Source organism: Pseudomonas sp. RGM 3321, assembly GCF_022836805.1.
GTDB lineage: Bacteria > Pseudomonadota > Gammaproteobacteria > Pseudomonadales > Pseudomonadaceae > Aquipseudomonas.
In genome coordinates, this window is record NZ_JALHBH010000118.1 from 115942 (window position 1) to 131100 (window position 15159).

General features: G+C 55.6%; 13 protein-coding genes. 8 read left to right on the forward strand and 5 right to left on the reverse strand.

The annotated features are described in order from the left end of the window. Positions 1-92 precede the first annotated feature (92 nt). Entirely contained in the window at positions 93-1082 is a 990-nt protein-coding gene (locus RGM3321_RS22065) for a helix-turn-helix domain-containing protein (protein WP_244394831.1), read from the reverse strand. Positions 1083-1248: 166 nt separating this feature from the next. Here RGM3321_RS22065 and RGM3321_RS22070 point away from each other — a divergent pair, with 166 nt between their 5' ends. From RGM3321_RS22070 to RGM3321_RS22080, 3 genes are read left to right on the forward strand one after another with little or no spacing between them, the layout of a single operon-like run. Next, positions 1249-2259 (forward strand): nitrilase, encoded by a 1011-nt coding sequence (locus RGM3321_RS22070; protein WP_244394832.1) that lies wholly within the window; start codon positions 1249-1251, stop codon positions 2257-2259. Between the two features lies 1 nt (position 2260). Beyond that, the gene (locus RGM3321_RS22075) at positions 2261-3295 is read left to right on the forward strand and encodes a phenylacetaldoxime dehydratase family protein (RefSeq protein ID WP_244394833.1); all 1035 of its coding nucleotides are present in this window, start codon (positions 2261-2263) and stop codon (positions 3293-3295) included. 27 nt (positions 3296-3322) lie between these two features. Further along, entirely contained in the window at positions 3323-4210 is an 888-nt protein-coding gene (locus RGM3321_RS22080; protein ID WP_244394834.1) for a transporter, read from the forward strand. A gap of 55 nt (positions 4211-4265) precedes the next feature. On the opposite strand, the gene gyrB is transcribed toward RGM3321_RS22080, so the two are convergent. The 4 genes from gyrB to dnaA are packed head-to-tail and all read right to left on the reverse strand — an operon-like array spanning position 4266 to position 10491. Further along, positions 4266-6683, reverse strand: coding sequence for a DNA topoisomerase (ATP-hydrolyzing) subunit B (gyrB, locus tag RGM3321_RS22085; RefSeq protein WP_244394835.1), 2418 nt, complete (start codon positions 6681-6683; stop codon positions 4266-4268). Between the two features lie 4 nt (positions 6684-6687). Next, positions 6688-7791 (reverse strand): DNA replication/repair protein RecF, encoded by a 1104-nt coding sequence (gene recF / locus RGM3321_RS22090; RefSeq protein WP_244394836.1) that lies wholly within the window; start codon positions 7789-7791, stop codon positions 6688-6690. 22 nt (positions 7792-7813) lie between these two features. Beyond that, the gene (dnaN, locus tag RGM3321_RS22095; RefSeq protein ID WP_244394837.1) at positions 7814-8917 is read right to left on the reverse strand and encodes a DNA polymerase III subunit beta; all 1104 of its coding nucleotides are present in this window, start codon (positions 8915-8917) and stop codon (positions 7814-7816) included. Between the two features lie 38 nt (positions 8918-8955). Continuing rightward, complete coding sequence (gene dnaA / locus RGM3321_RS22100; RefSeq protein ID WP_058407678.1) at positions 8956-10491, reverse strand: chromosomal replication initiator protein DnaA; 1536 nt, start codon at positions 10489-10491, stop codon at positions 8956-8958. 583 nt (positions 10492-11074) lie between these two features. On the opposite strand from dnaA, the gene rpmH reads away from it, so the two are divergent. The 5 genes from rpmH to mnmE all read left to right on the forward strand — a co-directional run bounded on the left by rpmH (position 11075) and on the right by mnmE (position 15008). After that, a complete protein-coding gene (rpmH, locus tag RGM3321_RS22105; protein ID WP_002551315.1) occupies positions 11075-11209 on the forward strand; it encodes a 50S ribosomal protein L34 in 135 nt (44 codons plus the stop codon). A gap of 16 nt (positions 11210-11225) precedes the next feature. Next, positions 11226-11627, forward strand: coding sequence for a ribonuclease P protein component (gene rnpA, locus RGM3321_RS22110; RefSeq protein ID WP_002551314.1), 402 nt, complete (start codon positions 11226-11228; stop codon positions 11625-11627). Next, positions 11620-11865, forward strand: a complete 246-nt coding sequence (yidD, locus tag RGM3321_RS22115; protein WP_002551313.1) for a membrane protein insertion efficiency factor YidD — start codon at positions 11620-11622, stop codon at positions 11863-11865. The genes rnpA and yidD overlap by 8 nt, the downstream gene beginning before the upstream one ends. A gap of 2 nt (positions 11866-11867) precedes the next feature. After that, on the forward strand, positions 11868-13559 hold the full coding sequence (gene yidC, locus RGM3321_RS22120) for a membrane protein insertase YidC (protein ID WP_244394838.1): 1692 nt from the start codon (positions 11868-11870) through the stop codon (positions 13557-13559). 78 nt (positions 13560-13637) lie between these two features. Next, positions 13638-15008, forward strand: a complete 1371-nt coding sequence (mnmE, locus tag RGM3321_RS22125; protein ID WP_244394839.1) for a tRNA uridine-5-carboxymethylaminomethyl(34) synthesis GTPase MnmE — start codon at positions 13638-13640, stop codon at positions 15006-15008. The last annotated feature ends 151 nt before the right edge of the window (positions 15009-15159 follow it).

A 15159-nucleotide genomic window follows, 5' to 3' on the forward strand; every position in this document is an offset into this window, starting at 1 on the left:
TCGCTGAAAAAGGCTGCCTAACCTGTTAATTCGTATACATATTTTTTCAGGCTATAAAAACCGGAAAAACGTGCATAAGTTTTGATGATGTATCAGAAACCGACCTTTAAGAGGTCGGTTTTTTTATGCCGGGGGGTTGGCGAAGTTTCAAGCCGATATTCCCTTGCAGGCACTCCGAAGCGCTGGCGGAAGACTCTGCTGAAGTAAGCGACATCACTGAATCCCCAACGCCAGGCGATCTCGCTGATCTGTCGATTGGCGAGTAATGGCTCGCGCAGATCACTGGCGCAGCGTTGTAGCCGGGAGCCCAACAGATAGCGCCCGAACGAGGTCTGTTCATCCTGAAACAGGCTGCTGACATAGCGCGTGCTCACTCCGAATCGGACGCTGACACTGGCCAGAGACAGTTTTGTATCTGCCAGGTTGGCCTGAATATGGTCCTTGATGCGCAGCAGTAAGCCACTGCGTCTCGAACCTTGTGCCTGCCCTTTGACTCTTTCGGACAAAGCCATTGCCAACAAGTCCAGCCCTTGCTCGGTTATCCGCGACTGCTGCGATTCGCCTACCCGGTTCTCGAGTGCAGCCAGACCGGTAAAAAAGTCGAAGACCAGTCCATTGAGCGGGTTATCGCGAGACATGGATAAAGCGGTCAGATACTCCAGATTGCACAGGCGCTGGTGCAGACTGTTGCGCGGGATTTGCACCACGGTCTGACTGAACGCACTGTCGAAGTGCAGTCGGTAAGGGCGACGAGTGTCGTAGATAGCAAAGTCGCCGACCTCCAATATCGCTTCGCGTCCCTCCTGAGACACCTGTGCCCGGCCTTCAAGCGCCAGACTCACCAATACGAACTCGTCGTCACTGCGCGAAATACTCGAGGTATCTCGAACGACCGTCTGCTCGCAGGCCTGTACTTCAACCAAGCCAAGCCCTGCGACGCTATGCGAGCGCAAACGACCCTGGAAGTTTTGTCGATCCGGGAAGGCACATTCCAATGGCACGAAAGTACTGCACACCACTTCCTGCCAGAACTCTGCCCGTTCCCGCACGGTAATGCTGTTGGTATCGAAATAGATGCTCATCGCGTTCAACCTGCACTTCGATGCGTCGAGCCAATCGCCATGCAAGTCTGAAACCATCCCTGTCAGCCTATCCCTTGCAGTCAAAAAGCCGTTCCTTTACGTCCTAATACCGTCGCCAGGAAAGCTCATAGCCTGTGGCCATCCAACAGCCATTCGAGTTTTGACGATGAAAGAGCCTTTGAAAGTCGCCTGTGTGCAGGCTGCGCCCGTGTTCCTGGATCTGGACGCCACCGTAGACAAGACCATAACCCTGATGGAGCAGGCGGCAGCCGCCGGAGCCGGTCTGATTGCATTCCCGGAAACGTGGATTCCGGGCTATCCGTGGTTTTTGTGGCTCGACGCACCGGCCTGGAACATGCCGTTGGTGCAGAGTTATCACCAGCAGTCGCTGGTGCTGGACAGTGTTCAGGCCCGACGTATCAGCGATGCAGCTCGCCATCTCGGTATTTATGTGGTGCTCGGTTACAGCGAGCGCAACAAAGCGTCGCTGTATATCGGTCAGTGGATCATCGACGATCACGGTGAAACGGTTGGCGTGCGTCGCAAGCTCAAGGCTACTCATGTGGAACGTACGATGTTTGGCGAAGGCGACGGTGCATCATTGCGTACCTTTGAAACCCCTGTCGGCGTTCTCGGTGCGCTTTGCTGCTGGGAGCACCTGCAACCGCTTTCCAAGTACGCCATGTACGCACAGAACGAACAGATTCACGTAGCGGCCTGGCCAAGCTTCAGCCTGTACCGCAACGCCACGAGTGCCCTGGGCCCCGAGGTCAATACTGCGGCTTCGCGGGTTTATGCCGCAGAAGGGCAATGCTTCGTCCTCGCACCCTGTGCAATCGTTTCCCCTGAAATGATCGAAATGCTTTGCGACAGTGATGCCAAACGCAGCCTGCTGCAGGCCGGTGGCGGGCACGCACGGATTTTTGGTCCGGACGGAAGTGATCTGGCGACCCCATTGGGCGAACATGAGGAAGGTCTGCTCTACGCAACACTTGATCCAGCCGCATTGACCTTGGCCAAAGTAGCAGCCGACCCGGCTGGACATTACTCACGTCCCGACGTGACTCGTCTGATGTTCAATCCCAATCCCACTCCATGTGTAGTCGATCTGCCAGGCCTGCCGATCAGCAGTGAGTCCATCGAGCTGCTTCGGCCTGACATCGCGCTGGAGGTGTGACATGCACTCAGCGATTCCTGAACATCTGCGCAAGCCACGTGAGCTGAACAGCAATCTGCCCGAGGGCTATCAACCACCTTTTCCTGCATGGTCCGCGCGTTTCGATCCGCTGGCAGGGCAGGTGGTGATGGCTTATTTCGGCGTCCAGTCCCTCCTCCCTGTAGGTGTGCCAGAACTGGCAGCGATAACCGATCATTTTGATAGCGACTCAGGTCCGCAGTATTGGGACAGCGCACGTTGCGTGGACGCGGATGGTTTCAATACCTGCATAGCAATCGCTTACTGGCACGACGTGGACGTTTTCAATCAGTGGCGAAACAGCTCGGGGTTCTTGCGCTGGTGGCAGGATCCGGCTCGTGAAACAGGACCGCTGGGATGGTTCCTAGAGGTCGTTTGCCCCAGCACCGAGCGTTTCGAAACATTGTTTTCCGCGCCGGATGTGCCCGAAGGTGTTACTCACCTGGCCACTCACATGAGTGAGCCTATTCAGGAACACGCGTACTGGGGCAGTTCCCGCGACCGTATCCCTTTTGCCCAGACTGATGCACTGGCAGGTAGCAGCAATCCTTCAAGTGCGGACGTGCTGCGTGCCGGCAGGGTGCGTATGTCCGGTCGCGACAACCTGTGCCTGATTCGCTCCGGGCAGGACTGGAGCAGCACCACCGGACAGGAACGTGATCTGTACCTGAACGACATACAGCCCGTGCTGCAGACCGGCATGACGTTTCTGCGCGACGAAGGCGCCACCGTCGGCTGCCTGAGCTGTCGCTTCATGCAAGCGCTGGACAACGAGAGCGGCGAGCCTTTGGAGAAGAGCTTCGGCCTCGCCTGGTTCGATGACCTGAGCAACCTGGAGCGTTGGGCAAAGACCCATCCCACTCATGTGGCGATCTTCGGCGGCTTCATGCAGTACGTACAGACCCTCAACTTCCAGGTCCAGTTACGCCTCTACCATGAGATCGCGGTGATCCCCCGTGAGGCCCAGTATTTCGAATACCTCAATTGCCACCCCGGCAGCGGCTTGCTGAGCCGCTGACACGCATTAATCCTTGAGGAAACAGATATGCAAAGACTCAACCTGGTTGCCCGTTCAGTGCTAGCCAGCTCTACCATGCTGTGTTGGTCGACCGTGACTCATGCACTGGAAATCACCGCAGGCGATTATGAGCCGCTGCCTCCCGGCATGAACGTTTTGCTGGTTTATGCACAACACGCTGAAAGCTCGGACTTTTACAGCAACGGTAACAAAGTCTCGGACGATTTTCGGCTCAAGACCGATGTCAGCCTGCTTCGCTATATCCACTCGTTTGCGCTGAGCAACAACGCGGTGATAGAGCCACAGTTCATCCTGCCTTATGGACATCTGAAGGCTGGTGGTGAGGCAAGCGCGCTTGGCCAGACCACCGGCACCGGAGATCTGATTCTCGGCGCACCGGTAAAGTGGACCTTAGCCACTGCAAATAAGGATGTCTTTTCCGTGGCGCCTTACCTTTATTTGCCTACCGGCAGTTACGAAAACGACGACACACTCAACATGGGTGAAAACCGCTGGCATCTTTTGCTGCAAGCAGCCTACATCCATCACTTCAATGCCAGATGGGCTCTAGACACCGCTGCGGATGTCTCATGGTTCAGCGATAACGATGATTACGGTTCAGGTAGTGACACATTGGAACAGAAGACACGCTACGAATATCAGGCTTACCTGAGCTACAAAGTTTCGCCGCAAACCCGGTTTGCCATTGGTGGAGGCCATATTGATGGCGGAGAAAACCGGGTGGGTGGCGTCAATCAAGACGATCAACTAAGCACTACCTACCTGCGTGTGAGTGCCACTCACATGCTGACGCCGTCTATTCAGGTTCAGGCCGTACTCGGCAAGGATGTAGAAGTGGAGGAGGGCTTTCGGGAAAAGGCCCGCTTGAATCTACGACTGGCGAAACTGTTTTAGAGCACAAACAAAAACCCCGGCTTTCGCCGGGGTCGATGTTTTGATCATACGCTCATCAGAAGTCCAGGTTGGACACTGCCAGCGCATTGCTCTCGATGAAGTCACGACGTGGCTCGACCGCATCACCCATGAGGGTGTTGAAGATCTGGTCAGCGCCGATGGCGTCTTCGATGGTCACTTTCAGCATGCGACGCACACTCGGGTCCATGGTGGTTTCCCACAGTTGGTCCGGGTTCATCTCACCAAGACCTTTGTAGCGCTGGATAGTGTGGCGCTTGGTGCTTTCGGCCATCAACCAGGCGAGGGCTTCCTTGAACTCGGTGACGGGCTTCTTGCGCTCGCCACGTTGCACGTAGGCACCTTCTTCCAGAAGCGTGCTGATCTGCAGTCCCAGAGCGGTAACGGTCTTGTAGTCATTGCTGCCGAAGAAGTCACGGTTGAAGGTGACGTAGTTCGACAGACCATGGGAGATCAGTTCGACCTCTGGCAGCCAGACGTTACGTTCACGGTCTTCGCGCAGGCTGGCCTTGTAGACCAGACCCGATTTCTCGCCGGTGCGCAGACGCGCGTCGAACAGTGCTAGCCAGGCTTGCATGCCCTCGTGGTCGGACAGTTGCTCCAACGTTATCGGCGGCAGGTAGACGAAGTGTTCGGTCAGTTCCTGTGGATACAGACGCGACAGGCGCTTGAGGGTCTTCATGACCATGCGGAAGTCGTTGACCAGTTTCTCCAGCGCAGTACCGGAGATGCCGGGTGCCGATTCGCTGAGGTGCAGGCTGGCGTCTTCAAGGGCCGATTGGGTCATGTATTCTTCCATGGCCTCGTCGTCCTTGATGTACTGCTCCTGCTTGCCTTTCTTGACCTTGTACAGCGGTGGCTGAGCGATGTAGATGTAGCCACGCTCAATCAGCTCAGGCAACTGACGGAAGAAGAAGGTGAGCAGCAGGGTGCGGATGTGCGAGCCGTCGACGTCAGCATCGGTCATGATGATGATGTTGTGATACCGCAACTTGTCGATGTTGTACTCTTCACGGCCGATACCACAGCCCAGCGCGGTGATCAAAGTGCCCACTTCCTGAGAAGAGATCATCTTGTCGAAACGCGCTTTTTCAACGTTCAGGATCTTGCCCTTGAGTGGCAGGATGGCCTGGGTTCTACGGTTACGCCCCTGCTTGGCTGATCCGCCAGCAGAGTCCCCTTCCACCAGGTACAGTTCGGAGAGGGCAGGGTCCTTCTCCTGGCAGTCGGCAAGCTTACCTGGCAAGCCAGCGATATCCAGCGCACCTTTGCGGCGAGTCATCTCGCGAGCCTTGCGCGCTGCTTCACGGGCACGGGCAGCGTCGATCATCTTGCCAACGACGGCTTTGGCTTCGTTCGGGTTTTCCAGCAGGAAGTCGGAGAAGTACTTGCCCATCTCCTGTTCCACGGCAGTTTTGACTTCGGAAGAAACCAGTTTGTCTTTAGTCTGCGAGCTGAATTTCGGGTCAGGTACTTTGACCGAAATGATCGCAGTCAAACCTTCACGCGCATCGTCGCCAGTGGTCGCGACCTTGTGCTTCTTGGCCAGACCTTCCTGCTCGATGTAGTTGTTCAGGTTACGCGTCAACGCGGAACGGAAGCCCACCAGGTGAGTACCGCCGTCACGCTGCGGAATGTTGTTGGTGAAACACAACAGGTTCTCGTTGAAGCTATCGTTCCACTGCAGGGCAATTTCGACACCGATACCATCATCACGCTGGATGTTGAAGTGGAACACTTCGTTGACCGGCGTCTTGTTGGTGTTCAGGTATTCAACGAAGGCACGCAGACCGCCTTCATATTTGAACAGCTCTTCTTTCCCGCTGCGCTCGTCCTTGAGGACAATGCCAACACCGGAGTTCAGGAACGACAATTCACGAATTCGCTTGGCCAGAATGTCCCAGCTGAAGTGGATATTCTTGAACGTGTCAGCAGAAGGCTTGAAGTGGATCTGAGTACCGGTAGTGTCACTTTCGCCTACGATTTTCATCGGCTCCTGTGGAACACCATGCACGTAGGTCTGTTCCCAGATCTTGCCGCTACGACGAACCGTCAGCAGCAGAAGTTCTGAAAGGGCGTTAACAACCGACACACCTACACCGTGCAAACCGCCGGATACTTTATAGGAGTTGTCATCGAACTTACCGCCAGCGTGGAGCACGGTCATGATGACCTCGGCTGCCGACACGCCTTCTTCTTTATGCACGTCTACCGGAATACCGCGGCCGTTGTCGCGCACGGTGATAGATTCGTCTGGATGGATGATGATGCTGATGTCGTCGCAATGGCCTGCCAATGCTTCGTCGATCGAGTTATCAACCACCTCGAACACCATGTGGTGCAGACCGCTGCCATCGTCTGTATCACCGATGTACATTCCGGGACGCTTGCGTACGGCATCAAGTCCTTTCAGCACTTTAATGCTGGACGAGTCGTACGTTTGGTTTTCGCTCATGCAATCACTCCCGATGGTCGTGGGTCTGGGTGATACGGCCTTGTTCCACGTGGAACAAAGCGACTGGCGTTTCCGTCTGCCAGCCTTCCCTCAAAAATTCTTGATCTACACAGGTGATAAACACCTGGCAGCGTAATTCTTCCAGCAAGCGGCAAAGCGCGCGTCGATGGTTGTCATCCAGTTCGGAGGGCAAGTCATCTACCAGGTAAATACACTGGCCGCGACGGACCTGGCTGACCAAGTGTCCCTGAGCAATACGCAATGCGCAGACCACCAACTTTTGCTGACCGCGAGACAATATGTCCGCCGCGTTATGAGCGCCTAATCTAAGGCGCAGGTCAGCTCGTTGTGGTCCAGCCTGGGTGTGGCCCATTTGCTGATCACGATACAGGGAAGAGGCGAGCACTGTACTCAGCTCTTTTTCCTTGTCCCATCCTCGGTAATAGCTCAGGGTCAAACCTTCAAGCTCAACAAGTTCGCTCAAAGTCTGTTCAAAGACGGGCTTCAATGCCTTGATATAGGCGCGACGGAATTCATCTATTTCGTCACTTGCCGAGCATAGCTCTCGGTCCCATGCCGCCTGTGAAGCGGCGTCAAGTGTACCATGCCGAAGCCATGAGTTTCGCTGCTTGAGGGCCTTCTGCAGGCGCTGCCAAGTAGCCATGAAACGAGGTTCCACGTGGAACACTCCCCAATCCAGAAACTGCCTGCGTATCTTCGGAGCGCCTTCCAGCAATCGGAAGCTGTCCGGATTGATCAGTTGCAGTGGCAATATTTCAGCAAGCTGAGCGGCACTTCTCGCATTTTGCCCGTCAATACGAATCTGGAATTCGCCTTGTCGGTCGCGCGAAACACCGAGATTGCTGTGGCCACCTTGCGCAAGATCGACTTGTCCGAATACGGTGCAAGAGGGCTGCTCGTACTGGATGACAGGAAGCAGGCGACTGCTACGAAACGAACGCGCTATCCCCAGCAGATGGATGGCTTCCAGAACACTGGTTTTACCACTGCCGTTTGCGCCGTAGAGGATATTGATACGCGGGGAGGGGGAGAGGGTCACCGGGTGCAGATTGCGCACCCCAGTGACCGAGACGCGACTAAGAGACATCTAGGTTGCGCTGGACATGAAGTTACAGACGCATCGGCATGACAACGTAGGCGGAATCGTCGTTATCCGACTCTTGCACCAGGGCGCTGCTATTGGAATCCGACAGAATCAGGCGCACCTGCTCGGTCGTCATCACGCCCAACACGTCGAGCAGATAGCTCACGTTAAAACCTATTTCCAGCGAATCGCCGTTGTACTCTACGCCGATTTCTTCCTCTGCTTCTTCCTGCTCAGGGTTGTTGGCCTGAATTTTCAATTGACCATTGGCCAGTTGCAGCCGGATACCGCGGTACTTCTCGTTTGACAGAATCGCCGTGCGGCTGAACGCCTCACGCAGCGCCTGACGATCACCGAGCACCAGCTTGTCACCACCTTTAGGCAGCACACGCTCGTAATCCGGGAACTTGCCATCGACCAGTTTGGAGGTGAAGGTGAATTCGCCAGTCGTCGCACGAATGTGATGCTGACCCAGAACGATACTGACCGTACCGTCCTGCTCGGTCAGCAGACGGGCCATTTCGAGAATACCTTTGCGCGGGACGATCACCTGATGGCGATCGGCATGTTCGATATCGGCAGACATCGAGCACATGGCCAGGCGGTGGCCGTCGGTGGCAACCGCACGCAAGATACCGGCACTCACTTCAAGCAGCATGCCGTTGAGGTAGTAACGAACGTCCTGCTGGGCCATCGCAAAGCTGGTGCGCTCGATCAAGCGGCGCAGTTTGCTCTGCACCAGAGTGAACGTGAGCGAACCCGGGCCTTCTTCCACTGTCGGGAAATCATTGGCAGGCAACGTGGACAGAGTGAAACGGCTACGACCTGCCTTGACGATCAGCTTGGAGTCATCGAGCTTGATGTCGATCAGCGCGTCATTGGAAAGGCTTTTGCAAATGTCCATGAGCTTGCGCGCAGGAACCGTGATTTCTCCAGGTTCCGCGGGCTCTTCCAGCTGGACGCGGCCAACCAGTTCGACTTCCAGATCCGTACCGGTCAGCGACAGTTGCTGACCTTCGACGACCAGAAGCACATTGGAAAGAACCGGCAAGGTCTGGCGGCGTTCTACCACGCCGGCGACCAATTGCAGGGGTTTCAACAGGGCTTCGCGTTGAATGGTGAAATGCATGGTCTAGTCCCTTGCCTTAATAAGCTGCACTGGCGTTATCACGTAGTCAGAGTGCGCAGCAGGTTCTTGTAGTCCTCGCGGATATCCGCATCGGATTCCTTGAGCTCGTTGATCTTTCTGCAAGCGTGCAAAACAGTCGTATGGTCCCGACCACCAAATACGTCACCGATTTCCGGAAGACTGTGGTTGGTGAGTTCCTTGGAAAGCGCCATCGCCACCTGGCGAGGCCGGGCAACAGAACGGGACCGTCGCTTGGACAGCAGATCGGAGATCTTTATCTTGTAGTACTCGGCGACAGTGCGCTGAATGTTATCCACACTCACCAGCTTGTCCTGCAACGCCAGCAAATCTTTCAGCGATTCGCGAATCAGTTCAATGGTGATGTCGCGACCCATGAAGTGCGAGTGAGCGATGACGCGCTTGAGCGCGCCCTCCAGCTCTCGAACGTTGGAGCGAATCCGCTGGGCAATGAAGAACGCCGCGTCATGAGGCAGATCGACCTTGGCCTGATCCGCTTTCTTCATGAGGATAGCCACGCGGGTTTCCAGCTCCGGAGGCTCGACAGCAACCGTCAGACCCCAGCCGAAACGCGACTTGAGACGTTCTTCAAGGCCTTCGATTTCTTTCGGATAGCGGTCGCTGGTCAGAATGACCTGTTGCCCACCTTCCAGCAGCGCGTTGAACGTGTGGAAAAACTCTTCCTGAGACCGTTCCTTGCGAGCAAAAAATTGAATGTCATCGATCAGCAGTGCATCGACTGAACGGTAAAAGCGCTTGAACTCGTTGATTGCATTGAGCTGCAAGGCCTTGACCATGTCTGCGACGAAGCGCTCCGAATGCAGGTAGACAACCTTGGCGTTCGGGTTCTTCTTCAGCAGGTGGTTACCCACAGCATGCATCAAGTGAGTTTTACCAAGACCTACGCCACCGTAAAGGAACAGCGGGTTGTAGCCGTGCTTGGGATTATCGGCAACCTGCCAGGCTGCGGCGCGTGCCAACTGGTTGGACTTACCCTCGACGAAATTCTCGAATGTGAACGTACGGTTCAGGTAACTGGTGTGCTTGAGCGCGCCTTCAACCTGCACGGTACGTTGCTCCGCACGAGCGGGTGCCTGTTGCGAGCTGGCGCCGGCCATTGGGTCGAAGCTGTCGCGTGAAGGCTCGTCGTGTGTTGCAACGTTCTGAGCCGGTGCAGGCATCGCGACAGGAGCAGCCGGTGCAGCCATGGCGGGCGCAGACGACGAGACGCTGCTGACCGAATTGGCAGACAGCGCCTGGGACGCTGCGGCGGCCAATGGCGCATTCGGAGCGGCACGCGGTGCAGAGCTGCGCTTGCTTCCTATTAATAAGGAAAGAGCAGGCGCCATGCCTTGACCATGCTCGCCCAGAAGCTCCAGCAAACGGCCGAGGTATTTTTCGTTGACCCAATCGAGAACAAAACGGTTCGGTGCGTACACACGCAACTCGTCGCCTTCGGCTTCGACCTGTAGCGGACGGATCCAAGTGTTGAATTGCTGGGCAGGCAGCTCATCGCGCAAAAGCTCCACGCACTGCTGCCAAAGTTCCACTGACACGGATATCCCCTGAGTTGAAAGCCGGTGAGGCAAAAACAGCCGCCATTGTAACGATCCGCAGACGACTTATCCACATGTAGGTTGCTCACAGACAGCTATAAATCAACGATTTATAGAGTGGTCACACGACAAACGGTCAAATCCTGAGCCCTGTGGATAACCCATCTTCAGCCCATTGCATAAGTCAGGACTAAACTCTGTGCATAACTCGCCTATGGATAAAACCGCATTCCATGCACAGCTTTTCCGACAGTGCGGCACAGGCAAGGCACCGCTTCTAGACAACTTTTCTTTTCGCTGTACACATTGAATTATAAGGCCTGTAGGATTTTATCCACAGAAAATGTCTACGTAAGAGTTATAAGCTTTATAAAGAAGCTTTAAATACTCTCTTCTTTTTATTTCTATAACTGACCAGAGCCTGACTGCTCCAAAACGGGTTCCAGAGGAAAATTGCCTATAAAAGACGCGTATGAAGAAAAGCTGGTTGGAAATTGACCTGCGGGCCTCCTTTCTCTAGAATCCCCGGTCTCTTAAAACGGGGGCCATTCCGGCCCGTAGTGGACGAACCAGGTAACACGCCATGAAACGTACTTTCCAACCCAGCACTATCAAGCGCGCCCGCACCCACGGTTTCCGTGCACGTATGGCCACCAAAAACGGCCGCGCAGTCCTTTCGCGTCGTCGTGCCAAAGGCCGTAAGCGTCTGGCAGTTTGATAAATCGGCACAGGAGGTGAGTCGAGACTTCAGTCGGGAAAAGCGTTTGCTGACTCCCCGGCATTTCAAGGCAGTCTTTGACTCCCCTACCGGCAAGGTTCCGGGGAAAAATCTCCTGCTCCTTGCGCGCAATAACGACCTTGATCATCCCCGTCTGGGGCTGGTGATAGGTAAAAAGAGCGTGAAGCTCTCCGTCGAGCGCAATCGCTTGAAACGCCTAATGCGCGAATCATTTCGCCAACACCAAGACAGTTTGGTCGGTTGGGATATCGTTATCGTCGCGCGTAAAGGTTTGGGTGACGTAGAAAACCCTGAACTGATTCAGCATTTCGGCAAGCTCTGGAAACGTCTGGCCCGTAGCCGACCCATTCCGGAAGAAAAATCCGAACCTGCAGGGGTAGACAGTCCAGATGCGTAAACTGGCACTCGTTCCGATCCAGTTTTATCGCTATGCCATTAGCCCGCTGATGGCCAGTCACTGTCGTTTCTACCCCAGTTGCTCCTGCTACGCGTATGAAGCCATCGAAAATCATGGCCTTTTGCGCGGTGGCTGGCTGTCAATTCGTCGCCTGGGTCGCTGTCACCCATGGAATCCCGGTGGTTATGACCCGGTTCCAGCTGTCCCCACCTCCCGTTCTTCTTCGATGGCCGAGTAATCATGGATATTAAACGCACGATCCTGATCGTCGCCCTGGCAATCGTGACCTACGTCGGGGTTCTGAAATGGAACCAAGACTATGGCCAGGCTGCCATGCCGACCCAGAATGTTGCAGCCAGCACCACCGCACCGGGTATTCCGGATACGGCCGCTGGTACTAATGGTTCTGCAAGTGCCGATGTTCCAAGCGCAAGCGCTACGGCCAATACGGCTGCAGCACCTCTTGAAACTCCGGCCGTAGCCAGCAAAGACCTTATCCACGTCAAGACCGATGTGCTCGATCTGGCGATCGATCCGGTGGGTGGTGACGTCGTTCAGCTTCGTTTGCCTCTGTACCCGCGTCGTCAGGATCGTCCTGATGTTCCATTCCAGCTGTTTGATAATGGCGGCGAGCGTACCTTTTTGGCCCAAAGCGGCCTGACTGGAACGAATGGTCCTGATGCACGCGCTGCCGGTCGTCCGGTTTACACCTCCACACAAAAGACTTATCAACTGGCTGATGGCCAGGAAACGATGGTCGTGGATCTGAAATTCTCGGAAAACGGCGTCAACTACATCAAGCGCTTCACGTTCAAGCGCGGTCTGTACGATCTGGTCATGACCTATGTTGTGGATAACCAGAGCGCACAACCCTGGTCCGGTAATCTGTTCGCGCAATTAAAGCGCGATGCCAGCTCCGATCCTTCTTCGACGACTGCTACCGGCACGGCTACCTACCTGGGTGCTGCCCTGTGGACTGCGGCCGAGCCGTATAAGAAAGTGTCGATGAAAGATATCGACAAGGGCCAGGTCAAGGAAACTGTCCAGGGCGGTTGGGTTGCATGGCTGCAGCACTACTTCGTGACTGCGTGGATTCCGGATCACAACGCCACCAACGCTGTTCAGACCCGTAAAGACAGCCAGGGCAACTACATCATCGGCTTCACCAGCCCGACTCTGTCGGTTGCACCCGGTACACAAGGTGAAACCAGCGCTACCCTGTATGCAGGTCCGAAAAGCCAGGCGGTACTCAAAGAGTTATCCCCAGGTCTGGAGCTGACCGTCGATTATGGTTTCCTATGGTTCATTGCCCAGCCTATCTTCTGGCTGCTGCAACATATCCACGCCATCCTCGGCAACTGGGGCTGGTCGATCATTGTCCTGACCATGCTGATCAAAGGCCTGTTCTTCCCGCTGTCTGCAGCCAGCTACAAGTCAATGGCACGCATGCGCGCCGTGGCTCCGAAGCTTGCACTGCTGAAAGAACAACATGGCGATGATCGCCAGAAGATGTCCCAGGCAATGATGGAGCTGTACAAGAAAGAAAAGATCAACCCACTGGGTGGATGCTTGCCGATTCTTGTCCAGATGCCGGTTTTCCTTTCGCTGTACTGGGTACTCCTGGAAAGCGTGGAAATGCGTCAGGCTCCCTGGATCCTGTGGATAACCGATCTGTCGATCAAAGACCCGTTCTTCATCCTGCCGATCATCATGGGCGCGACGATGTTCATCCAGCAGCGTCTGAACCCGACTCCGCCGGACCCGATGCAGGCCAAGGTCATGAAAATGATGCCAATCATCTTCACGTTCTTCTTCCTGTGGTTCCCTGCCGGTCTGGTTCTGTACTGGGTTGTGAACAACACTCTGTCGATTGCTCAGCAGGCTTACATCACGCGCAAGATCGAAGCAGCTACCAAGAAAGCAGCTGCCTGATCTAACCTGTGAATAAGTTCTACAAAACGCCCCCTCGTGGGGCGTTTTGCTATCTGTCATTTGTCCGGGAGCCGGAGCATGAACGTTCCTCGTGAAACCATTGCCGCCATCGCCACAGCCCAAGGGCGTGGCGGTGTCGGTATCGTCCGGGTGTCAGGTCCTCTGGCGAGCAAGGCCGCCGAAGCCATTATCGGTCGGACCCTCAAGCCACGATTTGCCCATTACGGACCTTTTGTCGACGATGCCGGACAGGTGCTCGATGAAGGTATCGCACTGTATTTTCCGGGGCCCAACTCGTTCACCGGCGAAGACGTGCTTGAGCTTCAGGGCCACGGCGGCCCCATCGTTCTGGATATGCTGCTGCAGCGCTGTCTGCAATTGGGTAGCCGTCTGGCACGCCCGGGAGAATTCAGTGAGCGTGCGTTCCTCAATGACAAGCTCGATCTTGCCCAGGCAGAAGCCATTGCTGACTTGATCGAGGCAAGTTCTGCACAGGCAGCGCGCAATGCACTGCGCTCGTTGCAGGGCGCTTTTTCGCGGCGTGTGGATAACTTGACTGAGAAGTTGATTAGCCTGCGCATCTATGTGGAAGCTGCAATCGACTTCCCCGAGGAGGAAATCGACTTCCTTGCCGATGGCCATGTCCTGAACATGCTCGATGACGTACGCACCGAGTTATCCACAGTGCTGCGTGAAGCGGGGCAGGGTGCCTTGTTACGCGACGGGATGACCGTTGTGATTGCCGGGCGTCCCAATGCAGGCAAATCCAGCTTGCTGAATGCCTTGGCGGGCAGAGAAGCGGCCATCGTCACCGAGATTGCCGGCACTACGCGCGATGTGTTGCGTGAACATATCCACATCGATGGAATGCCGTTGCATGTAGTGGACACAGCGGGCCTGCGTGATACCCAGGATCAGGTGGAAATGATCGGCGTGCAGCGCGCACTCAAGGCTATCGGTGAAGCTGACCGGATTCTGCTGGTTGTGGATGCAACGGCACCCGAGGCAGCAAACCCGTTTGCACTGTGGCCCGAATTCCTTGAGCAACGTCCGGACCCGTCTAAAGTCACTCTGATCCGTAACAAGGCAGATTTGAGTGGAGACCCCGTCGATCTACAAACCAGCGTTGATGGCCATGTCACCATCAGCCTGAGCGCCAGGTCAGGGGGCGAGGGGCTTGAACTGCTGCGTGAGCACCTCAAGGCCTGCATGGGCTATGAGCAAACCTCTGAAAGCAGCTTCAGCGCACGTCGACGCCACCTCGAGGCACTGCGCCACGCCAGTGACTCGCTGGAGCACGGCAGGGCTCAACTCACGCTGGCAGGCGCTGGAGAGCTGCTGGCCGAAGATCTGCGTCAGGCACAGCAAGCGCTTGGCGAGATTACCGGCGCATTCAGCTCAGACGACCTGCTTGGCAGAATCTTCTCCAGCTTCTGCATCGGCAAGTGATTACCCCAGACTAACACCTGGCATGACCCGCCTTGGGTCATGCCTTCAAGCATCACAAGACGCCTCTCTCATCTACAGCGTTATCCACATACTCCGCCATTCTTCCTTTAACTTCGCCTCGACACCTGAATCTGACGAGCAGAAATGCCCG